Origin of the sequence: Streptomyces torulosus (assembly GCF_001419765.1) — a bacterium.
Lineage (GTDB): Bacteria > Actinomycetota > Actinomycetes > Streptomycetales > Streptomycetaceae > Streptomyces > Streptomyces torulosus.
In genome coordinates, this window is the sequence record NZ_LIRK01000013.1 from 1 (window position 1) to 20,642 (window position 20,642).

A 20,642-nucleotide genomic window follows, 5' to 3' on the forward strand; every position below is an offset into this window, starting at 1 on the left:
CTCTTCGTGATGACGGCGGGCCAGAGCCACGCCCGCCGTCATCACGAAGAGGCCGCTCGCGATGCCGAGCCAGGTGATGACGGACGGGGCGGCGGCGGAGCCGGCGAGGACCAGCAGGCCGAGGGCGACCACGCCCAGGGTGTGGGTGATCGTCACCGACGCGGCCATGGGGAGCACATCGCGCATCCGGGCCCGGTCGCGGGCGGCGGCGGTCGCGGCCATCAGCGTCTTGCCGTGGCCCGGGGCGAGCGCGTGCATCGCGCCGAGGAACAGGGCGATGCCGAAGGCCAGCGCCCCGAAGCCGAGGGTGAGCTCGTGGCTGGAGACCAGGTCGTCCAGGGCCCGGGTCCAGCGGTCCGCGCCGCGCGGGAGGATCGAGGCCCCCGGCGCGTCGCCCTCACGCTCCGCCAGCGCGGGACCGCCGGGCCGCACCTGGAGGGACGCGGCCGCGGTGTCCTCGGGGGACTGGAGCAGCTCCTGGGGGTAGTCGGTGAGCCGGTCCGACACCGACTCCTCCGGCACGTCCGACCCCGTCAGGGTCATCCGGTCGCCCTGCGCGGTGACCTCGCGCCAGCCGGGTCCGGAGTCCACGGCGGCGTGGAAGCGCACGTCGACGGCCCGGTCCGGCAGGGCGGCCCTCAGCCGGCACTCCACGCGGAGGGTCTTCAGCCCGGCCTGGCCCGGCCGCTCCTGGGCCCGGCTCGACGCGACGGTCACCTCGACGGCCCGTCCGTCGACCGTCACCTCGGTGTCCCCGGCGGCCGTCGCGCACCGCTCGCGGGCCCACCCCGCCCTGCCCTGGCGCTCGATGGCGGGCTCGGCCTGGGTGGCGGGGATCTCCGCCAGGTCCTCCACATGGAGGATCCTGAGCTGTCCGGGGGCGGCGACCAGCCCGTCGTACCGGTTGACGGTGAAGTTGCCGAGCGGGTGTGCGCTGGCGGTTCCGCTGGGCACGAGCACCAGGGCGCAGGCGGCCGTGAGGACCGCCGCGCAGGAGGCGAACAGGCGCCGAGGGGCAGTCACTTGGCCTCCAGAGCCTTCAGGGTCGTACGGGCCTCGGCGGCGCCGCGCGGGGCGAAGCCGGGGTTCAGATCGAGTGCCGCCTCGAGGGAGGCCTTCGCGGCCTTCTTCTCGCCGGCGCCGTACTCGACCATTCCCCGGTGGTACAGGAACGCGGCGTCCTTGTAGCCGGGAGCGGTGGCCCGCCGGGCGTACGGCAGGGCCTCCTTGTCGCGGCCGTTGACGTGCAGGGCCCAGGCGAGGGCGTCCGCCGTGTGGACCGTCTCGCGGCGCTTCCACTCCGCCTCGGCCGCGCGCAGGGCGGCCTTCCTGTCGCCGTGGTCTGCGGCGGCGAGCGCCGTGTCGAGGTCGGCGTTGACGCCGTTGGCGCGGGCGATCGCGGTGTAGGCGTTCACCAGCGTGTACTGGTCGCGGGCCGCCGACTTGTCGCCCTTCGCGTCGTACAGCTCGCCGAGGAGGACCAGCGGGCCCGGCAGCGGATAGGCGGACACGACCTGCTCGAGTCCGCGGACGGCCTCTTGGGTGTCGCCGCTCGCGGCCTGGGCGCGGGCGCGGCCCTCCAGGGCGGGGAGGTAGGTGTCGTCGGCGCCCAGGGCGCGCGCGTAGTGGTCGAGCGCCGTCTTGACGTCGCCCTGCTTCCAGGCCAGTTGGCCGAGCTGGGTGGCCACGTAGGCGATGTCGCCCCGCGTGACCGCCGAGTCGAGCGCCTGCCGCAGGACACGGCGTGCGGTCTTCACGTCGCCGCGCAGCTCGTGCACATAGGCGTAGCGGGTGAACACGGGGATGCCGGGGCGGCGGGTGTCGGCGAGCTTCGCCGCCTTCAACGCCTCGTCGTAGCGGCCGAGCTCGACGAGGGCGTCGATCCGGCTGCACAACGCCCGTTCGCTGTACGGGTTCTCCTTGAGGGCCCGGTCCGCGTAGCGCAGGGCGTCCTCGAACTCGTGGCGGGCCGCGGCGAGCGCGGCGAGGCCGGCGAGGGCCGGGTCGTTGTCCGGGCGCAGCTTCAGGGAACGGTTCAGGGCCTTCTCGGCCTGTGGGTAGCGGGAGGGGTCGCCCTTGGTGCGGGCCTGTTCCACATAGGCGAGGCCGAGCGTCGACCAGGAGCCGAAGTCCCGCGGCTGGTCCTTGAGATGGGCCTGCAACGCCTCGACCGACGTGTCCAGGTCCCCGCCGGCGAGCTGTGCCGCCGGGAGCCCCGGCGAGGAGGAGAGAGCGACCGTCCCGTTGTCGTCCCGGGCGCCCAGCGCGATCGCGAACCCGGTGAACGCGACGGCCAGCGCGGCCGCGCACGCGGTGAGCCGCAGCAGCCGCCCCCGGACGGGCTCACGCGGGGGCACGACGCCCCCGGGCTCGACACCGGACTCGGCCTCGGCAACGGACCGGGAACCGGAATCGGCGACGGCCTCGGCACCGGACTCGGCGATCTCGTGCCCGTCGGTCTCGGGAGCCCCCTCGTCGGGGTGCGGACGTCCGTCCTGCGACGCGCTGTCGTTCGTACGCGGGGACATGCCCTCTCCTCAAAGTCCTTGCCGAGCAACGGTGGTGACGTCGGTGGGGCGCGGCCCGCCGTGGGGGATGGATACGAGCGGACCGCGCCGGTCGGTGGACCGGGCCCCGTGGGGCCCGGCCGGGTGGGCCTAGTAGTAGGCCCGGTCGTTCCGGCGGCGCCACCACAGCAGGCCCGAGCCGATGAGCAGGACACCGACCGCGCCGGCACCCGCGGAGGCCGCGATCAGCGTGGTGTCGTCCGTGCCGGCCTCGACACCGCCGCCCAGCGCGCTGCGCACGTTGTTCGTGGTGTTGCCCTTGACCGTCTTGCCCCGCGAACCGGCCGTCGGCAGACCGACGTACGGGAAGGAGTGGCCGAACTTCTTGTCGTTCTTGTCGACCGCGTCGCCCAGGTCGTTCTTGGCGCCGACCAGTTCGCCCTCGACCACCTGGAGCGCGATGTCGATCACGTCGTCGGTGAGCCGGCGCCCGTTCGGGAAGCCCTGGTTGTCACCGTCGAGGACACCGAGCCGCTTCGGCTTCGCGGTGGGCTTGATGGAGGTGTTGAGGCGCAGCTGCTCCGACGGGGTGACGCGCGGCGGCTGGTTGAGGCCCTTGACACCCTTCAGGAAGACGTCGACGAGGTCGTTGCGCGGCGTCTTCGGGGCGGGGATCTTGTAGATCGCCTCGATCAGCTTCGGCAGCTCCGGCTCCGTGACGTTCTTCAGGAACTGGGCGTCCTCCGTGGGCGAGGACGCGTTGAACCGGTCCTTGTCCTTCAGCGGGTTGACGACCTCGTTCACCAGCGGCATGCCGAGGCGCGACACCTGGTGGAAGCGGCCGTTGGCGCCCTTGCGCTGCGTCGTCGACCATATGCCGACGATCGGCTGGTCCTTGGAGTAGGCGAGCGCCGCGCTCGGCACCTGGAGCGCGATCGAGTTGACGTTGTAGCCCTTGAGGGTGTCCCGCCCGACCTCGGAGAGGTCACCGCCGTACAGCAGGTCGAAGACGCGCAGGTCCAGGAAGAACGGGTCGTCGGCCTGACCGGCGAACGTCGTCACACCGCTCGCGGTCTTGTAGACGGCGTCGTCGCGCAGCTTCTTGAAGTTCGGCATCGACGCCTTGCCGACGTTGGAGGGCGCCACCCACACGTCGTCGGCGAGCTTCGTCCGGGACACCGGGCGGCGGTCCCGCAGCTTGATCAGCTCGATGTCGTACGTCTGCGTGATGTTGAGGTCCGGGTCGTCCAGGCTCTCCACGACACCCGTGTTGTACAGGAACGTCCTGTCGTTCTTCGTCTTGGTGTCGAACGTGTAGCGGAAGATCAGGTCTTCCTTCGCGTCGCCGTCCTGGTCGACGCGGATGTCGTACTGGGCTTCCTCGGAGAACGGGAAGAAGTTCGGTCCGCCCGCCGGCTCCTCGAAGGGGATCCAGTTCGCGACGATCGTCGTCGTGTCCGGCCTGTCCGGGCTGACGAACGCGTACACGTCGGTGTTGTCGAACTGCGGCTCCCCTGAGATCAGCGGGGCCTCACGGTGGCTGGAGGCGGAGGCCGTCCCCGGCCCCAGCACGGTCACGCCGGCGGCTGCGAGCCCTCCGGCGGCCAGCGAAGCACAGATGAGGGCCGCGATGCTCCGCCGCCCTGCGCCGCTCTTGGAAGTAGGTGTCGTCATGCCGTCCGTCCTCTGTCCCAACTTGCCTGACGAACGCCATTCGGAGCGGTCGGCAGGGTGGATTGGTCGAATCCCAAACGTTCTTACGGCGCGTTTGAAAGGTTGTCTCAGCGGAGAGCGGGATTCCTCGATCGAGATCGTGTCCGGAGCCCGTCACGATCCGATCCGGCGCCCGTCAGGACCCGATCCGGCCGGATCCGATCGGATTCGTCGACGGGGGACCCGCGTTTTGGGCACGCTGATCCGTAACCCCATCCGGAGGTGGGTCGGTTGCGAATGCCTTACGCGCGGGGATGGCCGTGCTCGGCCGGAGGCGAGGGGGAGCGAGTGGAGGCGGACAAACTTCTGGTCCGGGTGGCCGGAGGTGACCAGCGGGCCTTCGAGGAGCTGTACACCCTGGTGTCCGGACCGGTGTTCGGTCTGGTGCGCCGGGTCGTACGCGACCCCGCGCAGTCGGAGGAGGTGGCTCAGGAGGTGCTGCTCGAACTCTGGCGCTCCGCCGGCCGCTTCGACCCCGCCCGGGGCAGCGCCCTGTCCTGGATCCTCACCCTCGCCCACCGGCGCGCGGTGGACCGGGTGCGCAGCGCCCGCGCCGCCACCGAGCGCGAGCAGCGCGAGGGCCGCCGGGCCCACGACACCGCCTTCGACCAGGTCGCCGAGGAGGTCGAGGCGGGCCTCGAACGCCAGTGGGTGCGCCACTGCCTGGAACGGCTCACCGCCCTCCAGCGCGAGTCGGTCACCCTCGCCTACTACGACGGCTACACCTACCGTGAAGTGGCCGAGCGGCTCTCGCTGCCCCTCGGCACGGTCAAGACCCGTATGCGCGACGGACTCACACGGCTGCGCGAATGCCTGGGAGGAGTCGCATGAGCGCCCTGATCGGCCTCGTGGCACAGGAGGCCCCGTTCGGTTCCACCGCGCCCCGCGCCCGGGTGCCCGAGGGAGGCGCGGCATGAGCCTGTTCCGACGCGAGGACCTCCACTCGCTCGCCGCCCCCTACGCCCTCGACGCCCTGGAACCCGACGAGCGCCGCCGCTTCGAGAAGCACCTGGAACGCTGCGACCGCTGCCCCGCCGAGGTGCGCGCCCTGGCGGAGGACGCGGTCCGCCTCGCCTGGTCGACGGCCGTCCCCGCGCCGGCCGCGATGCGCGACCGGGTGCTCGCCGCCGTACGGAGCACTCCCCAGGAGGTCCCGGCGCAGGCGCGGCCCCAGCAGCATCTGCCGCCGCACGTCTGGGGCACCGCGCCGCCACCGAAGGCGCGCGCCCGTACGCCCCGGATGCGCCCTTTGTTCATGCCGCTCGCCACCGTGACCGCCGCCGGCGCGCTCGTCGTGGCATCGCTGTTCGCCGTCGAGGCGAACCGGACACAGGATCAGCTGGACGCGGAGCGCGCGCAGTCACGTGAGATCGCCCACGTTCTCACCGCGCCGGACGTCCGGGCGACCCGCGAACAGGACGCGGAGGGCAACGGAATCGGAGTGATCGCTTCCGCCGAGGAAGGGCGTGCGATCGTGACGCTCGCCGGATTCGAGGACCTCCCCCGCGACCGGGTGCACCAGCTCTGGCTCATGCGCCCCGACGTGCAACCACGCTCCCTGGGCCTCTTCGACGGCGACACGCCCTTGGTCACGAACGGATTGGACACCGATGCGACGTCACTCGCCGTGACCGTCGAGCCCGACGGGGGGTCAGCGCAACCCACCAGCCAGCCCATTGTCCAACTCGCCCTGAAATCAGTTGGATTCGGAGAGTAATCGACAACGCCCTTATGGGGTAGGTGTATACCGGGACCGTGATTCCCGAGTGCTCGGGTGGGGCGATATGGTTACGCTGCCCGGGCCGGGTGGACTCGAACGGGTGGGGAGTGACATGGAACAGATAACAGTCCGCAGGGCGCGAGTCCCTGCGATCACCTGCGGGAGCAGTGCGACCAGTTCGCGCCTCGACCGCCATCTCTCGGTGCTGAGCGGCCCTGCCGTGCCGCAGCGCGAGACGGCCGAGGCGACCTCGCTGATGCGCGAGATAACGGCGCGTTCCCCGCACGAGAAGCGTGCCGCCAAGGACACCCGCGTCGGCCGCGTCTCGCTGTTCGCACCTCTGAGGCGGTTGCGCCGCTCGCTCTTCGGCAGCCGCTAGCACCAAGGATCTTCAGCAGGAAGCCCGCGCTCAGGCGATCACACCGTCCCGGCGCAGCGCTGCGATCTCGTCGCCCGTCATCCCCACGGCGCGCAGCAGCGACTCGGTGTGCTCCCCGAGCGCGGGTACCGCCCCCATCCGTGCCTCGTCCCCGCCCGGCAGCGTGATGGGCGGCAGCAGCGCCCTGAGCGGCCCCACCGGTGACCCCACTTCCTGCCACCGGTCCCGGGCCGCCAGTTGCGGATGCTCCGCCAGGTCGTGCACGTCCCGCAGGCGTGCGCACGCGATCCCGGCCGCCTCCAGCCGCGCCACCGCCTCGTCCGCGTCCAGGACGCCCAGCGCCTTCGCCACCGCCTCGTCCGTACGGTCCCGGTGCGCTACCCGGGCCGGGTTGGTCGCGAACGCCGGATCATCGGCCAACTCGGGGCGCCCCAGCACCTGTTCGGCGAGACGTCGCCACTCGCGGTCGTTCTGCACCGACAGCAGCACCCGGCCGCCGTCCGCCGTCGGATAGGCGTCGTAGGGCGCGATCACCGCGTGGGCGAGGCCCGTCCGCACCGGGGGAGTGCCGCCGTGCAGGGTGTGGTGCAGCGGGTGCCCCATCCACTCGGCGAGCGCCTCCAGCATCGACACCTCCACCGGCCCGCCCCGCCCGGTGGTGCCCCGGCGGACGAGCGCCGCGAGGACCCCCGAGAACGCGTACATCCCGGCGGCGATGTCCGCCGCCGGGATACCCGCCTTCACCGGCTGCTCCGGGGTGCCCGTCACCGACACCAGCCCGGCCTCGCACTGCACGAGCATGTCGTACGCCCGCTTGTCCGCGTACGGCCCGGACGCCCCGTAGCCCGAGATGTCCACCGCGATCAGCCGGGGGTGCGCGGCGCACAGGGTGGCGGCGTCCAGGCCGAGCCGGGCAGCCGCGCCGTGCGCGAGGTTCTGCACGAACACGTCCGCGTCCGCCACCAGCCGCCGTACGACGTCCAGGCCGCGCGGGTCCTTCAGATCGAGAGCGAGGGACTCCTTGCCCCGGTTGCACCACACGAAATGGGAGGCGAGGCCCCGCGCGGCGGTGTCGTAGCCGCGCGCGAAGTCACCGCCGTCCACCCGCTCGACCTTGATCACACGGGCGCCGAGGTCGGCGAGCTGCCGCGTGGCGAAGGGGGCCGCCACGGCCTGCTCGACGGCGACGACGGTGAGGCCGTCCAGGGGCAGGGGATCGCCGGTGCCGGTCAGTGAGCGCATGCCGTGGATCATGTCCCCGGCGGGGTGCCGTTGTCAGCAGGGCGTGCCGAGCGTCACGTGCCCCGCCCCGGCACACCGGCCTCCGGCCCACCCCGCCGTAGCGGGCCGGAGACCGCGCCCGGGTCCGGCCCGTCCCCCGAACGGGCCGGAGGTCACCTGGGGCCGGCCGCGTACGTCCGTACCGCGAGCGGTACGAACACCGCGAGGAGGACGGCGCACCAGGCCAGTGAACCGGCGACCGGGTGGGCGACCGGCCAGGCGGCGCCGTCGGGGACGGATGCGTTCCCGAACAGGTCGCGCAGGGCCGTGGTGACCGCGCTGATCGGGTTCCATTCGGCGGCGGTGCGCAGCCAGCCCGGCAGGCCCTCGGTCGGGATGTACGCGCTGGACAGCAGCGGCAACAGGAAGGTGGCCCCGCCCAGTTGGCCCGCCGCTTCCTCGTTGCGGGTGAGCAGGCCCAGGAAGACACCGATCCACACCGCCGTGAACCGGAACAGCAGCAGCAGTGCGAACGCGCCGGCCGCCGCGAGCGCGCCGCCCTCGATCCGCCAGCCCACCGCCAGCCCGACCAGCAGGAACGGCACCGTCCCCGCGGCCGTGAGGACCAGATCCGCCAGGACCTGGCCGAGCGGGACGGCGGCCCGGCTCATGGGCAGGGTGCGGAAGCGGTCCATCACGCCCCGGTGGGTGTCCTGCGCGGCCTGGAACATGCCGGTCATGATCCCGCCGGCCGCCGTCGCGACCAGCAGACCGGGCACCAGGAACCGCCGGTACTCCTCGCCCGGCACGGCGAGGGCGCTGCCGAAGACGTACCCGAAGAACAGCAGCATCGAGATCGGCATCGTCTGGGTGAGGATCAGCAGCCCCGGATTGTTCCGGGCCCGCCGCAGCTGACGGCCTAGCATGGCCGCGCCGTCGTACGCCAACGCGCTCATGCGGCACGCTCCTTGACATCGGAGTGGTCGGAGAGGTCGGTCGCGGGCGCCTCGGTGAGGCGGAGGAACACGTCGTCGAGGGTCGGTGGGCGCAGGCTCGCGTCGAGCAACGGCACCCCGGCCGCGTCGAGTTCGCGGACGAGACGGGGAAGCGTCAGCGTCGGGTCGAGGGAGACCGCGCCGACCGCGTGCCGGTCGTGGTCGAACGACGGCTCGGCTCCCGTGAGTTGGTCGAGGACGCCCGCCGCCGCGACCATCGCGTCGGCGTGCGCGACGACCACCTCGGCGTACGAGCCGATGAGCGCCTTGAGCTGGGGCGGCGAGCCGCTGTGCGCGATCCGGCCCCGGTCCATCAGCACCACCTGGTCGGCGAGCCGGTCGGCCTCCTCCAGGTACTGCGTCGTCAGCAGCACGGTCGTCCCCTCCGCCTTGAGGGCGCCCACGGCGTCCCAGATCTGGTTGCGGCTGACCGGGTCGAGCCCCGTGGTCGGCTCGTCGAGGAAGAGCACCACCGGGTGCCGTATCAGGCTCGCCGCCAGGTCGAGGCGGCGGCGCATCCCACCCGAGTACGTGGAGACGGGCCGGTCGGCGGCCTCGGCCAGCCCGAAGCGGTCGAGGAGTTCACCGGCCCGTGCGGCGGTGTCGCGGACGCGGTGCAGCCGTGCGAACAGCCGCAGGTTCTGCCGCCCCGTGAGGTCCCCGTCCACCGACGCGTACTGCCCGGTCACCCCGATCGCCCGCCGCACGGCGTGCGGCTCCCGTACGAGGTCGTGCCCCGCGATCCGCGCCGAGCCGGCGTCCGGGCGCAGCAGCGTCGCCAGCAGCCGCACGGCGGTGGTCTTGCCCGCCCCGTTCGGGCCGAGCATCCCGACCACCGAGCCGCGGACCACGGCCAGATCCAGGCCCCTGACGGCACGGACCTCCCCGAAACGCTTCTCCAGACCTTCACTAAGTACAGCGTACGTAGAAGTCATGGGTCGACCATAGCGCACTACGTACGCTGTACGTAACTAGGATGGTGGCCGAGGTGATGATCGATGGCTGGCCGACCGGCCGTACCCCAAGTGATCTGGGCGCGCCCCGAGCGCACCGGCCGCGGCCCGAGGCCCGCGTTCAACCGTGCGGACATCGCGGCGGCGGCGGTGCGGCTCGCCGACGAGGGCGGGCTCGACGCAGTGTCGATGCGGCACGTCGCGGCCGAGCTGGGCTGCGGCACCATGTCGCTCTACAACTACGTGCCGCGCAAGGAGGACCTGCACGAGCTGATGGTCGACGCCGTCGGCGGCGAGCACGAGCTGTGGGAGCCGAGCGGGGACTGGCGGGCCGACCTGCGCCGGGTGGCCCATCAGACACGGGAGCTGATGCGCCGCCATCCCTGGCTGCCCCGTCTGATGTCACCGGTGTACGGGTTCAGCCCCAACGCGTTGCGGTTCCTGGAGCACTGCCTGGCCTGCATGGACCCGCTCGACGCGCCCTACGGCACGAAGCTCCAGCTCCTGGCGCTGCTCAACGGGTGTGTGACGACGTACGTCGCGAACGAGCTGGCGACGGCGGAGCGGACGCGCGCGCTGCCGTGGTCCGAGGAGCAGGAGAACCAGGTGCGGATCGCGTACCTGGGCGGGCAGATCGCTTCCGGGGCCTATCCGCGGATGGCGGCGGCGTTCACGGAGGACGCGGGGCCGATCGACCTGGAGGCCGTCTTCGCGTGGATGCTGGACCGGGTGCTGGACTCGTTCGCGCCCTGAGGCCGAGCCCGGCGGCGGGGCCGCTCACAGCAGGGTGAACTGGCCCTCCGGGCCCTCCTCGTCGTGGTCCAGCACCGAGGCCGGCCTGCGCGCCGACTCCACGACGGGGAGGACACCCGCCGTGTGCAGATCCACCGCCGTGAGGTGGTCCTTCACCGTCAACCCGTCCTGCTCCGGACGCAGTTCGGCGAGCAGCGCCAGGACCGTGATCAGCTCCAGGAGTTCCGACGTCCAGCTCTGGGGCCAGGTCGCGGGGCGTACGGCCTCCAGCGTGCCCGTGTCCACGGGCTCCGTTCGGCGGGCGAGCCACGCGTCGAGGACGCGGACACCGCCGACGTGGAAGTCCCACGCCCCGGCGGGCACCGGTGAGACGCGGCCCTCGTCGAGGAGGAGTGCCTCCTCGTCGGGGTCGTAGCGCAGTTCCACGGGGCGGGCCGGGATCGGGGCGCGGACGTAGGGGCGCCGGCCTCCGGGGAGCTTGGGGCGGTCGCCGTCGCGGCGCATCAGCCAGAGGGCGCGGCGGCCCAGCCCGACGCCACGGGACCAGGTGTCGGGGTCCGCGGTGAGCGGGACCTCGATGCCCCGGGGGCCCGGACGCGCGGTCACCAGGATCCAGCCGAGGACGTCCAGAGGGTCGACGCGGTCGGCGCCCACGCGGTCGGCGAGGAACTCCGTGAGACCGGGTGCCAGGTTCGGTTCCCGGCCGCCGGGCCGCCGGTACAGGGGGCGGACCCGGCCGGCGCGTGGACCGTGCGGGGGAGTCAGCGGCAGGACCGCCGTGGCGAGGAGCGGCGGCCCGGACGGTTCGGGCGCGGGCGTCTGCTCCACCACGAACACCTGCTGCTCGTCCACGACCCGCCACAGCTCGGGGCGGGCCGCGTCGATCAGGCGGTGGTCGGGGATGAGCCACTGCTCGTCGAAGGGCGCGGCGAGGACCCGTACCGGCTCAGGGCAGGGGCCCGACTCGCGGACCAGTCGCCCGGTGCCGCCGGAGCGGCCCGGCAGCCCCGGGACGGCGGACGTGAGGGTGCGGGAGCGGGTGGGGCCGAACAGGGCCTCGCGGTCCGGGCCCTCCGCCTTCATCAGCGCGTCCCAGCGGGCCCTCAGGGACGCCGCGTCGGGCGCCGCCGGCCACCCCCGGCCCAGCCGTGGCGGTGCGACGGACCACGGCATGAGGTCCGCGAGGAGCGGAGCGTCGTCGTGCGTCACGCGGGGCATCGTACGACCTCGTCAGTGGGCGTCGAGGGTGACCGTGAAGGAGAAGCGGTCGCCGCGGTAGTGGATGACCGCGACGTCCAGGACGCGGCCCGACTCGTCGTAGGTGACGCCCGTGTAGTGCAGGATCGGGCTGAGCAGCGGGATCTGGAGCAGGCGGGCCGTCTCCGGGTCCGCGAGGCGGGCCTCGACGGTGTCGGTGATCCGGCTGATGGCCACACCGACGGCGTCCCGGAGCACCTTGGTCATCGGCCAGCGGAGCAGGTCCTCCCGGTCGATGCGTTCGGCCAGCTCGGGGCGGACGTAGTTGCGGGCGTGGTTGGTGGGTTCCCCCGTCCGCTCGTCGCCACGCAGCCGGTGGTAGGTGGCCACCTCCGTCAAGTCGGGGAAGTACTCCGAGAGTTCACCCGACAGGGGGGTGCTGCCCTGGTCCAGCAGCTCGGTCGTCATGCCCGACTGCTGGGCCACGATCGCGTCCACCGAGCCGAGCAGCCGCACGGGCGTACCCCGTTGCGCGCCCGGCTCGATGAAGGTGCCGCGCCGCCGGTGCCGGCTGATCAGCCCCTCGTCCTCCAGTTCCTTCAGCGCCTGCCGCATGGTCAGCACGCTCACCCCGTAGTGCCCGGCCAACTGCTCCTCGGTGGGCAGGCGCAGCGGGTCATGGGGCGACCGGCCCAGTATCGAGGCGCGCAGGGACTGCGAGACCTGATACCAGAGAGGCAGCTTGCGGTTCAGGACGATCGAGTCCGGGGCGAAGGAGGTCACGACGCTATCCGTACCCGGCCCGGCGCGTTCAGCGCAACGGACCGAAGTGACGCTGGAGGCCCGACCACACCTCGTCGTACCCCTGCTGGAGGTGGTCCGCCCCGGCCGCCTGCGCGGTCGTCAGGATCGGCCACCGCGTCTCGAACATGAAGGCAAGCCCGTCGTCGACCTTCTGCGGCGCCAGCTCGGCGGCGCTCGCCCGGTCGAAGGTCTCCCGGTCGGGGCCGTGCGCGGACATCATCGTGTGCAGGGAGCCGCCCCCGGGCACGAAGCCCTCCGCCTTGGCGTCGTACGCGCCCTCGATGAGGCCCATGTACTCGCTCATCACGTTCCGGTGGAAGTACGGCGGCCGGAAGGTGTCCTCGCCCACCAGCCAGCGCGGCGCGAACACCACGAAGTCCACACCGGCCAGCCCCGGGGTGTCCGACGGCGAGGTCAGGACGGTGAAGATCGACGGGTCCGGGTGGTCGTACGAGATCGAGCCGATGGCGTTGAACCGACGCAGGTCGTAGACGTACGGCGTGTAGTTTCCGTGCCAGGCGACCACGTCGAGCGGCGAGTGGTCGTAGACGGCGGTCCAGAGGTTCCCGCAGAACTTGTTCACCACCTCCACCGGGCCCTCCACGTCCTCGTACGCCGCCACCGGCGCCCGGAAGTCGCGGGGGTTCGCCAGGCCGTTGGCGCCGATCGGTCCGAGGTCGGGGAGGCGGAAGGGGGCGCCGTAGTTCTCGCAGACGTAGCCGCGGGCGGTGGCGTCGAGGAGCTCGACCCGGAAGCGGACCCCGCGCGGGACGAGGGCGACCTCGCCGGGCTCCGCGTGGAGGAGGCCGAACTCGGTGCGCAGGAGCAGGCCGCCGCGCTCCGGGACGATCAGCAGCTCGCCGTCGGCGTCGCTGAGGACCCGCTCCATCGAGGACGTGGCGTGGTACAGGTGCACGGCCATGCCGGCGCGCTGGGCCGCGTCGCCGTTCCCGCCGAGCGTCCACAGGCCGGCGAGGAAGTCCGTGCCCGCCGGGGGCTCCGGCAGGGGGTTCCAGCGCAGCCGGTTGGGGTCGGGGACCGTCTCGGTGAAGGGGCCCGTGCGCAGTGTGCCGTTGTCCGCGCGGGTGAAGGCCGGGTGCGCGGCCGACGGGCGGACGCGGTAGAGCCAGGAGCGGCGGTTGTGCGCCCGCGGCTCGGTGAAGGCGGTACCGCTGAGCTGCTCCGCGTACAGGCCGAGCGGGGCGCGCTGGGGCGAGTTGCGGCCCTCGGGCAGCGCGCCCGGGACCGCCTCCGAGGCGTGCTCATTGCCGAAACCGGAGAGGTACTCCAGCCGCTCGGCGGTCTTCCTCGCGTCCCCGCTCATGATCGCTCCCTCGCGCTCCTGATTCCTATGCATCACCGTAGGATTCGGGCCGGGCGGGCGCAAGAGGGCCGATGGCCGGACCGCGGCAAGCCGCGGCCCTTGTGTCGCCACATCGGGTGCCATCGGGCCGCCGCGGAGAACCGGACCCGAGGTGGATCCGTCTTGTCAGTGCGGTGCTCTACGCTCCCGGCAGGGCCCGGACGTGCGGATGTTCGTCGTCCGCCGTGTTCGACCGCTGAGCGGGAGTGGCGGTACCGGCCGTACCTGTATCCGGAAGCTCATCGGACCTCGGCGGAAAGGCATCATGAAGCCCGTGTCCCAGGCGACCTCCTTGCGCCGCGCACCCGTGCAGCGGCGCAGTGCCGAACGACTGACCAGGATCCTCGACGCCTGCGCCGACCTCCTCGACGAGGTGGGCTACGACGCGCTGAGCACCCGTGCCGTGGCGCTGCGCGCGGGTGTGCCCATCGGCTCCGTCTACCGCTTCTTCGGCAACAAGCGCGCGATGGCCGACGCGCTCGCCGAACGCAACCTCGCCCGCTTCACCGAACGCGTCGGACGCCGGCTGGAGGGCACCGGCGACCGGGACTGGCGCACCGCCATGGACGCCGTCCTCGACGAGTACCTCGACATGAAGCGCCACGCCCCCGGCTTCGCCCTCATCGACTTCGGTAACCAGATCCCCGTCGGCGGCAGCCGCCAGGAACCCAACACCCGCGTCGCCGACCGCCTCTCCGAGCTGCTCTCCGACTACATCGGCCGCGCCCCCGACGAGGACCTGCGCCGCATCTTCCTCATCGCTGTCGAGACCGCCGACACCCTCGTCCACCTCTCCTTCCGGGTCTCCCCCGAGGGGGATCCTCGGATCATCGAGGAGATGCGGCAGCTGCTGCGGGCCTATCTCGCGCGCGTCTTGGACTGATCCGATCCGCCCCGACCCCGCTCGCCCCTCCCGCTGATGCATACCGGTCGGTATGCTCGGCTGCGGCGCCGCGCCCTCCGTGCGCGCGGCGCCCGTCCGAGCGCCAACGCCGTCGCCCTCCGGGAGGACCCGTGTCCACCACCCCCGACTCCCGCACCGCCCTGCGGATCTGCCCGCTCTGCGAGGCCACCTGCGGGCTCACCCTCACCATCGAGGGCACCCGGGTCACCCAGGCCCGGGGCGACCGGGACGACGTGTTCAGCAAGGGGTTCATCTGCCCGAAGGGCGCCTCGTTCGGCGCGGCCGACGGCGACCCCGACCGGTTGCGCACCCCGCTGGTCCGCAAGGACGGGGAACTGCGGGAGGCCACCTGGGCGGAGGCCTTCGACGCCGTCGCCGCCGGACTGCGCCCGGTCGTCGAGGCGCACGGCCCGCACGCCGTCGGCGTCGTCCTCGGCAACCCCAACGTGCACACCATGGCGGGCGCCCTCTATCCGCCCGTCCTCCTCGCCGGGCTCGGCACCCGCAGCCTGTTCACCGCCTCCACGGTCGACCAGATGCCCAAGCACGTCTCCAGCGGACTCCTCTACGGCGACGCCCACGCCATCCCCGTACCGGACCTCGACCGCACCGACCACCTGCTGCTCCTCGGCGCCAACCCACTGGAGTCCAACGGCAGTCTGTGCACCGCCCCCGACTTCCCCGGCAAGCTCAAGGCGCTCAAGGCCCGCGGCGGCACCCTCACCGTCGTCGACCCGCGGCTGACCCGCACCGCCAAGCTCGCCGACCGGCACGTGGCGATCCGCCCCGGCACGGACGCGCTGCTCCTCGCGGCGATGGCGCACGTCCTGTTCGAGGAGGACCTCGTCGATCTCGGCGACCTCGCCCCGAACGTCCTGGGCGTCGAGGAACTCGCCGCAGCCGTACGGGAGTTCAGCCCCGAGGCCGTCGCCGGGGCCTGCGACGTGGACGCCGGCGCGATCCGGGCCATGGCCCGTGAACTGGCCGCCGCGCCCACCGCCGCCGTCTACGGCCGCATCGGCAGCTGCACCGTCCCGCACGGCACCCTCGCCAGCTGGCTGGTCGACGTCCTCAACATCCTCACCGGCAACCTCGACCGGCCCGGCGGCGCCCTGTTCCCCCTCGCCGCCACCGACAAGACGCCACGGCCCGCCGGACCCGGCCGCGGCTTCGCCCTCGGACGCTGGCACAGCCGGGTCAGCGGCCACCCCGAGGCCAAGGGCGAACTGCCGCTGTCCGCGCTCGCCGAGGAGATCGACACCGCCACACCCGAGGGCAGCCCCGTCCGCGCCCTGATCGTCGTCGCCGCCAACCCCGTGCTCTCCGCACCCGACGGCGACCGCCTCGACAAGGCGCTCGACTCGCTCGACTTCATGGTCAGCGTCGACCCCTACCTGAACGAGACCGCCCGCCACGCCGATGTCGTCCTGCCGCCGCCCCCGCCCTCGCAGGCCCCGCACTTCGACTTCGCGTTCAACGCGTTCGCCGTCCGCAACCAGGTGCGCTACAACCGCGCCGCCGTGCCCCTGGAGGACGGCCGTCCGGCGGAGACCGAGATCCTCGCGCGCCTGACCCTCGCCGCCACCGGCATGCACGGCGCCGATCCCTCCGCCGTGGACGACCTGGTCATCGGCCAGACCCTCGGCAAGGCCGTCAAGGAGGCCCACTCGCCGGTGCACGGCCGGGATCCCAAGGAGTTGGCCGCCCTGCTCACCGGCGAGAGCGGCCCCGAACGGCGGCTCGACATGATGCTGCGCCTCGGCCCGTACGGCGACGGCTTCGGCGCCCACCCCGACGGCCTCAACCTGGAGCGGCTGCTCGCCCACCCGCACGGCATCGACCTCGGTCCCCTCCAGCCCCGGCTGCCCCAGCCGCTCAAGACGGTCAGCGGCAGGATCGAGCTGCTGCCGGCCCCGATCGCCGACGACCTGCCGAGGCTCCGCACGGCCCTCAGGGAACGCCCGGACGGCCTCGTCCTCATCGGCCGCCGCCATCTGCGGTCCAACAACAGCTGGCTCCACAACGTCCCCACCCTCACCGGCGGCACCAACCGCTGCACCCTGCACATCCACCCCGAGGACGCCGCACGCCTCGACATCACCGACGGGGACGCCGTACGGATCAAGGGCGCCGGGGGAGAGGTCACCGCTCCCGCCGAGGTCACCGACGGTGTACGCCGGGGCGTGGTGAGCCTTCCGCACGGCTGGGGACACGACCGGCCGGGCACCCGGATGAGCCATGCCGCGCTCGACCCCGGCGTCAACGTCAACCAGCTCCTCGACGGCTCGCTCCTTGATCCACTGTCGGGCAACGCGGTCCTCAACGGAGTGCCCGTGGAGCTCGCGCGAGCAGGCGCAACGCTGTGACCTGGAGTTCTGCGCTTATTGCTCGCATGTCAACGTCTTGTTAACGCTTGTGGAGCCGCCCTAACGTCGTCGCACCGCCGGTGCCCTGGTGGGAGTTCAAGGGCGAACGTTAGGTATCCACATGTTGACCATCCTCGGCTTCGCCATGATCGCGACCTTCCTGGTCCTGATCATGATGAAGAAGATGTCGCCGATCGCGGCGCTCGTGCTGATCCCCGCTCTCTTCTGCGTCTTCGTAGGGAAGGGCGCCAAGCTCGGCGACTACGTCATCGAGGGGGTGGGCAACCTCGCGCCCACCGCCGCGATGCTCATGTTCGCCATCGTCTACTTCGGCCTCATGATCGACGTCGGCCTCTTCGACCCGATCGTCCGAGGCATCCTGAAGTTCTGCAAGGCCGACCCGCTGCGCATCGTCATCGGCACGGCCCTGCTCGCCGCGATCGTCTCGCTCGACGGCGACGGCTCCACCACCTTCATGATCACCGTCTCGGCGATGTACCCGCTGTACAAGCGCCTGAAGATGAGCCTCGTCGTCATGACCGGTGTCGCCGCCACCGCCAACGGCGTGATGAACACGCTGCCCTGGGGCGGCCCGACCGCCCGTGCCGCCACCGCGCTCAAGCTCGACGCGGGCGACATCTTCGTCCCGATGATCCCGGCGCTCGCCGTCGGCCTCCTCTTCGTCTTCGTCCTCGCCTACTTCCTCGGTCTGCGCGAGCGCAAGCGCCTCGGCGTGCTGAGCCTCGACGAGGTCCTGGAGCAGGACAAGATCGTCAAGGACGAGGAGCAGGAGCAGTCCGAGGAGACCGTGCTCGTCGGCGCGGGCGCCTCCGCCGCCGGCTCCGGTGACGACAAGGTCCGTACGACGAAGACCACCGGCGGCGCCGGCTCCGGCACCGACGCCGATCCCGCCGACGACGACGCCGAGGACGTCCGCCTCCAGGGACTGGACCCCGACCGCCCGACGCTGCGCCCCAAGCTGTACTGGTTCAACGCGCTGCTCACGGTCACGCTGCTCACCGCCATGATCATGGAGTGGCTGCCGATCCCGGTGCTGTTCATCCTCGGTGCCGCACTCGCCCTGACGGTCAACTTCCCCCACATCCCCGACCAGAAGGCCCGGCTCGCCGCCCACGCCGACAACGTCCTCAACGTCTCCGGCATGGTCTTCGCCGCCGCCGTCTTCACCGGCGTCCTCCAGGGCACCGGCATGGTCGACTCCATGGCCAAGTGGATCGTCGACGGCATCCCCGAGGGCATGGGCCCGCACATGGCCCTCGTCACCGGCTTCCTGAGCCTGCCGCTCACGTACTTCATGTCCAACGACGGCTTCTACTTCGGTGTCCTGCCGGTCCTCGCCGAGGCCGGTGCCGCGCACGGTGTCTCGCCCCTGGAGATCGCCCGCGCCTCCCTCGTCGGCCAGCCGCTCCACATGTCCAGCCCGCTCGTGCCCGCCGTGTACGTCCTCGTGGGCATGGCGAAGGTCGAGTTCGGCGACCACACCAGGTTCGTCGTGAAGTGGGCGGCGGTCACCTCGCTGGTCATCCTGGGCGCCGGGATCCTGATGGGCATCATCTGAGCCGACGGGCACCGTCGGTTGAGCCAAGGAGGAACGTCATCGTGAGGCCCGGCAGGAACCGCGGCTGGCTGCTTCGTCTCGTCATCGCCTTCAGCTTCGCGCAGGGGGCGGTGTCGATGGCGCGGCCCGCCGTCTCCTACCGGGCCCTCGCGCTGGGCGCCGACGAGCGGGCGATCGGTGTGATCGCGGGGGTCTACGCCCTGCTCCCGCTGTTCGCCGCCGTCCCGCTCGGCCGCCGGACCGACCAGGGGCGGTGCGCGCCCCTGCTGCCCGTCGGCGTCGTCCTCATCGCCGGCGGCTGCGCCCTGAGCGGTCTGGCGAACTCCCTGGTGACGATGGCCATCTGGAGCGGGGTGATGGGCCTCGGCCATCTCTCCTTCGTCATCGGCGCCCAGTCGCTGGTCGCCCGGCAGTCCGCGCCGCACGAACACGACCGCAACTTCGGCCACTTCACCATCGGCGCCTCCCTCGGCCAGCTGATCGGCCCGATCGCCGCGGGCGCCCTCATCGGCGGCCCGGACATGGCACGGACGAGTGCCCTGGCGCTGGTGGTGGCGGGCGCGGGGGCGGCGGTCGCGTTCACGTCGCTGTGGCGCATAGAGCGCCCCGCGGACCCCGAGTCCCGCACCGAGCAGGGCGAACGGGTCCCCGTGCACCGCATCCTGCGCACCAGAGGAGTGCCCGGCGGCATCCTCATCAGCCTCGCGGTGCTGTCGGCGACCGACATCCTCACCGCCTACCTCCCGGTCGTAGGGGAGGACCGGGGTATCGCGCCGTCCGTCATCGGCCTCCTGCTGAGCCTGCGCGCCGCCGCCACCATCGCCTGCCGTCTGGTGATGACGCCCATGCTCCGGTGGCTCGGCCGGACCGCCCTGCTCACGGTGACCTGTGTGCTCGGGGCCGTGCTGTGCGCGGGGATCGCGGTGCCGGTTCCCGTGTGGGCGCTGGCCCTGATGCTCGCCGCGCTCGGCTTCTGCCTCGGGGTCGGGCAGCCGCTGTCCATGACGACGGTCGTGCACGCCGCCCCGGACGAGGCCCGCTCCACCGCCCTCGCCCTCCGGCTCACGGGCAACCGGCTCGGGCAGGTCGCGGCGCCGGCCGCCGCGGGTCTGGTCGCCGGTGTCGCGGGAGTGGCCGCGCCGTTCGTGATGCTCGGCGCGCTGCTGCTGGTGTCGTCGGGGATCGCCCTGCGCTCCCCGGTCGCACCGGCGCGGGGGAGCGGAGGGAAGGAGCGTCCCGCCGGGCGGCGCGGTTCCCGGATCGGGGCGGTCTTGAGCCGGAAGAGGGATGTCTGACGGCGTGTGAGGCGTGGCTCCCGCCGTCTCCCCCGTGATGTGACAGAGAGTCAGGTGAAAGCGTGATTTGTATGACAATCACCTGACTCGGAGGTCTTGCATGTCCACCTCGTCCCGCCCCCGCCGCGCCGGAGCACGCGCGAGTGCCGCCGTCCTCGCGACGCTCACCGCCACGGGAGCCACCATGATCTCGGCACCGGCCGCCGTCGCGGCGCCGGGCGACCCCGACGTCAAGATCCACCGGGTGGGCTTCCCGTTCAGCAACCAGCGCCACCAGCCGAACGTCTGCGACTTCTATCTGGCCGCGTTCAACTTCCGCGCGGGACAGAGCATCGCCTGGAGCATCGAAAAGCTGCCGCCCGCCGCGGCCCCCAACCCCATCGCCGAGGGCGCCATCGCGCTCGCGGACGACGGCAGCGGCTACACCCCGCCGGTGACCCCCGAGGGTGCCGTGCGGTTCCAGGAGGGCGACTACCGGCTGACCTGGCGGATCGTCGGCGAGACGGCCGCGCCCAAGTTCAAGGACTTCAACGTGAACTGCCCCGTCGCGCCCAACGGCGGCCCGCCGGCCGGCGGCGGCGGCCTCGCCATGACCAAGGACTTCTCTCCGGTCGCCGGGACGGCCGCGGTGGGCCTCGCCGCGGTGGGCGGGGTCGCCTACCTGCGGCTGCGCCGTCGTCGCGCCGATGGCGCCGCGTAGACGCGCCCCGCGGCCCTGGCACCGGACGCGCGCCTACCGCCTCACCCGGACGATCGTGCTGACCGTCGTGCTGGTGGTGAGCGTCGCGAACTGGGCGAAGGACGAGGAGCGGGGCGGCCCCCAGGGGGCCGACCTCGCCGGGGCCCAGGGGGCGCGCGATGCGGGGACATCGCGCGCCCCGGCGCCCCGGTAC

17 protein-coding genes and 2 pseudogenes are annotated in these 20,642 nt (G+C 72.4%); 10 read left to right on the forward strand and 9 right to left on the reverse strand.

The features are described from left to right. From AOK23_RS01555 to AOK23_RS01565, 3 genes and pseudogenes are all read right to left on the reverse strand, one after another. Nucleotides 1–1,023 (reverse strand): annotated as a pseudogene (locus AOK23_RS01555) (nickel transporter); the annotation flags it as partial. Continuing rightward, nucleotides 1,020–2,528: a tetratricopeptide repeat protein gene (locus AOK23_RS01560; protein WP_055710941.1), complete on the reverse strand. Its 1,509-nt coding sequence runs from the start codon at nt 2,526–2,528 to the stop codon at nt 1,020–1,022. The gene AOK23_RS01560 and the pseudogene AOK23_RS01555, both read right to left, overlap by 4 nt. Nucleotides 2,529–2,657: 129 nt before the next feature. Beyond that, nucleotides 2,658–4,181: a DUF4331 domain-containing protein gene (locus AOK23_RS01565; RefSeq protein ID WP_055710942.1), complete on the reverse strand. Its 1,524-nt coding sequence runs from the start codon at nt 4,179–4,181 to the stop codon at nt 2,658–2,660. A gap of 327 nt (nt 4,182–4,508) precedes the next feature. Between AOK23_RS01565 and AOK23_RS01570 the strand changes: the two genes are divergently transcribed. The 3 genes from AOK23_RS01570 (at nt 4,509) to AOK23_RS01580 (ending at nt 6,319) form a co-directional block, all read left to right on the forward strand. After that, entirely contained in the window at nt 4,509–5,051 is a 543-nt protein-coding gene (locus AOK23_RS01570) for a sigma-70 family RNA polymerase sigma factor (protein ID WP_055541679.1), read from the forward strand. A gap of 82 nt (nt 5,052–5,133) precedes the next feature. After that, entirely contained in the window at nt 5,134–5,937 is an 804-nt protein-coding gene (locus AOK23_RS01575) for an anti-sigma factor (RefSeq protein WP_055710943.1), read from the forward strand. 115 nt (nt 5,938–6,052) lie between these two features. Beyond that, nucleotides 6,053–6,319, forward strand: coding sequence for a hypothetical protein (locus AOK23_RS01580; RefSeq protein WP_055541681.1), 267 nt, complete (start codon nt 6,053–6,055; stop codon nt 6,317–6,319). A gap of 30 nt (nt 6,320–6,349) precedes the next feature. Here AOK23_RS01580 and AOK23_RS01585 read toward each other — a convergent pair whose 3' ends face one another. The 3 genes from AOK23_RS01585 to AOK23_RS01595 all read right to left on the reverse strand — a co-directional run bounded on the left by AOK23_RS01585 (nt 6,350) and on the right by AOK23_RS01595 (nt 9,470). Beyond that, nucleotides 6,350–7,573, reverse strand: coding sequence for a CaiB/BaiF CoA transferase family protein (locus tag AOK23_RS01585; protein WP_055710944.1), 1,224 nt, complete (start codon nt 7,571–7,573; stop codon nt 6,350–6,352). Between the two features lie 140 nt (nt 7,574–7,713). Then, nucleotides 7,714–8,496, reverse strand: coding sequence for an ABC transporter permease (locus AOK23_RS01590; protein WP_055710945.1), 783 nt, complete (start codon nt 8,494–8,496; stop codon nt 7,714–7,716). Further along, nucleotides 8,493–9,470 (reverse strand): ATP-binding cassette domain-containing protein, encoded by a 978-nt coding sequence (locus tag AOK23_RS01595; RefSeq protein WP_055710946.1) that lies wholly within the window; start codon nt 9,468–9,470, stop codon nt 8,493–8,495. Before AOK23_RS01595 ends, AOK23_RS01590 begins: the two co-directional genes overlap by 4 nt. 63 nt (nt 9,471–9,533) lie before the next feature. Between AOK23_RS01595 and AOK23_RS01600 the strand changes: the two genes are divergently transcribed. Further along, nucleotides 9,534–10,241 carry a TetR/AcrR family transcriptional regulator gene (locus AOK23_RS01600; protein ID WP_055710947.1) on the forward strand — a complete coding sequence of 236 codons (708 nt, stop codon included), beginning with the start codon at nt 9,534–9,536 and terminating at the stop codon, nt 10,239–10,241. 24 nt (nt 10,242–10,265) lie between these two features. Here AOK23_RS01600 and AOK23_RS01605 read toward each other — a convergent pair whose 3' ends face one another. From AOK23_RS01605 to hmgA, 3 genes are read right to left on the reverse strand one after another with little or no spacing between them, the layout of a single operon-like run. Continuing rightward, a complete protein-coding gene (locus AOK23_RS01605) occupies nt 10,266–11,459 on the reverse strand; it encodes a type ISP restriction/modification enzyme (protein ID WP_055710948.1) in 1,194 nt (397 codons plus the stop codon). Between the two features lie 12 nt (nt 11,460–11,471). Further along, nucleotides 11,472–12,221: a GntR family transcriptional regulator gene (locus AOK23_RS01610; protein ID WP_055710949.1), complete on the reverse strand. Its 750-nt coding sequence runs from the start codon at nt 12,219–12,221 to the stop codon at nt 11,472–11,474. Nucleotides 12,222–12,249: 28 nt separating this feature from the next. After that, nucleotides 12,250–13,566: a homogentisate 1,2-dioxygenase gene (gene hmgA / locus AOK23_RS01615; RefSeq protein WP_055710950.1), complete on the reverse strand. Its 1,317-nt coding sequence runs from the start codon at nt 13,564–13,566 to the stop codon at nt 12,250–12,252. A gap of 304 nt (nt 13,567–13,870) precedes the next feature. Here hmgA and AOK23_RS01620 point away from each other — a divergent pair, with 304 nt between their 5' ends. From AOK23_RS01620 to AOK23_RS49240, 6 genes and pseudogenes are all read left to right on the forward strand, one after another. Further along, nucleotides 13,871–14,488 carry a TetR/AcrR family transcriptional regulator gene (locus AOK23_RS01620; RefSeq protein WP_055710951.1) on the forward strand — a complete coding sequence of 206 codons (618 nt, stop codon included), beginning with the start codon at nt 13,871–13,873 and terminating at the stop codon, nt 14,486–14,488. A gap of 131 nt (nt 14,489–14,619) precedes the next feature. Continuing rightward, nucleotides 14,620–16,875 (forward strand): molybdopterin oxidoreductase family protein, encoded by a 2,256-nt coding sequence (locus AOK23_RS01625; protein ID WP_055710952.1) that lies wholly within the window; start codon nt 14,620–14,622, stop codon nt 16,873–16,875. A gap of 121 nt (nt 16,876–16,996) precedes the next feature. Beyond that, nucleotides 16,997–18,454 (forward strand): citrate:proton symporter, encoded by a 1,458-nt coding sequence (locus tag AOK23_RS01630; RefSeq protein WP_055710953.1) that lies wholly within the window; start codon nt 16,997–16,999, stop codon nt 18,452–18,454. A 41-nt stretch (nt 18,455–18,495) separates the two neighbouring features. Then, nucleotides 18,496–19,749: an MFS transporter gene (locus tag AOK23_RS01635; protein WP_055710954.1), complete on the forward strand. Its 1,254-nt coding sequence runs from the start codon at nt 18,496–18,498 to the stop codon at nt 19,747–19,749. Nucleotides 19,750–19,849: 100 nt separating this feature from the next. Further along, nucleotides 19,850–20,449 (forward strand): hypothetical protein, encoded by a 600-nt coding sequence (locus AOK23_RS01640; RefSeq protein WP_055710955.1) that lies wholly within the window; start codon nt 19,850–19,852, stop codon nt 20,447–20,449. Next, nucleotides 20,436–20,642, forward strand: a pseudogene (locus AOK23_RS49240) (class F sortase); the annotation flags it as partial. The gene AOK23_RS01640 and the pseudogene AOK23_RS49240, both read left to right, overlap by 14 nt.

Excerpts from the sequence above, each read along its gene's own strand:
- AOK23_RS01560 (WP_055710941.1), bottom strand. The coding sequence starts at position 2,528 with ATGTCCCCGCGTACGAACGACAGCGCGTCGCAGGACGGACGTCCGCAC.
- AOK23_RS01565 (WP_055710942.1), bottom strand. The coding sequence starts at position 4,181 with ATGACGACACCTACTTCCAAGAGCGGCGCAGGGCGGCGGAGCATCGCG.
- AOK23_RS01575 (WP_055710943.1), top strand. The coding sequence starts at position 5,134 with ATGAGCCTGTTCCGACGCGAGGACCTCCACTCGCTCGCCGCCCCCTAC.
- AOK23_RS01580 (WP_055541681.1), top strand. The coding sequence starts at position 6,053 with ATGGAACAGATAACAGTCCGCAGGGCGCGAGTCCCTGCGATCACCTGC.
- AOK23_RS01585 (WP_055710944.1), bottom strand. The coding sequence starts at position 7,573 with ATGATCCACGGCATGCGCTCACTGACCGGCACCGGCGATCCCCTGCCC.
- AOK23_RS01590 (WP_055710945.1), bottom strand. The coding sequence starts at position 8,496 with ATGAGCGCGTTGGCGTACGACGGCGCGGCCATGCTAGGCCGTCAGCTG.
- AOK23_RS01595 (WP_055710946.1), bottom strand. The coding sequence starts at position 9,470 with ATGACTTCTACGTACGCTGTACTTAGTGAAGGTCTGGAGAAGCGTTTC.
- AOK23_RS01600 (WP_055710947.1), top strand. The coding sequence starts at position 9,534 with ATGGCTGGCCGACCGGCCGTACCCCAAGTGATCTGGGCGCGCCCCGAG.
- AOK23_RS01605 (WP_055710948.1), bottom strand. The coding sequence starts at position 11,459 with ATGCCCCGCGTGACGCACGACGACGCTCCGCTCCTCGCGGACCTCATG.
- hmgA (WP_055710950.1), bottom strand. The coding sequence starts at position 13,566 with ATGAGCGGGGACGCGAGGAAGACCGCCGAGCGGCTGGAGTACCTCTCC.
- AOK23_RS01620 (WP_055710951.1), top strand. The coding sequence starts at position 13,871 with ATGAAGCCCGTGTCCCAGGCGACCTCCTTGCGCCGCGCACCCGTGCAG.
- AOK23_RS01630 (WP_055710953.1), top strand. The coding sequence starts at position 16,997 with ATGTTGACCATCCTCGGCTTCGCCATGATCGCGACCTTCCTGGTCCTG.
- AOK23_RS01640 (WP_055710955.1), top strand. The coding sequence starts at position 19,850 with ATGTCCACCTCGTCCCGCCCCCGCCGCGCCGGAGCACGCGCGAGTGCC.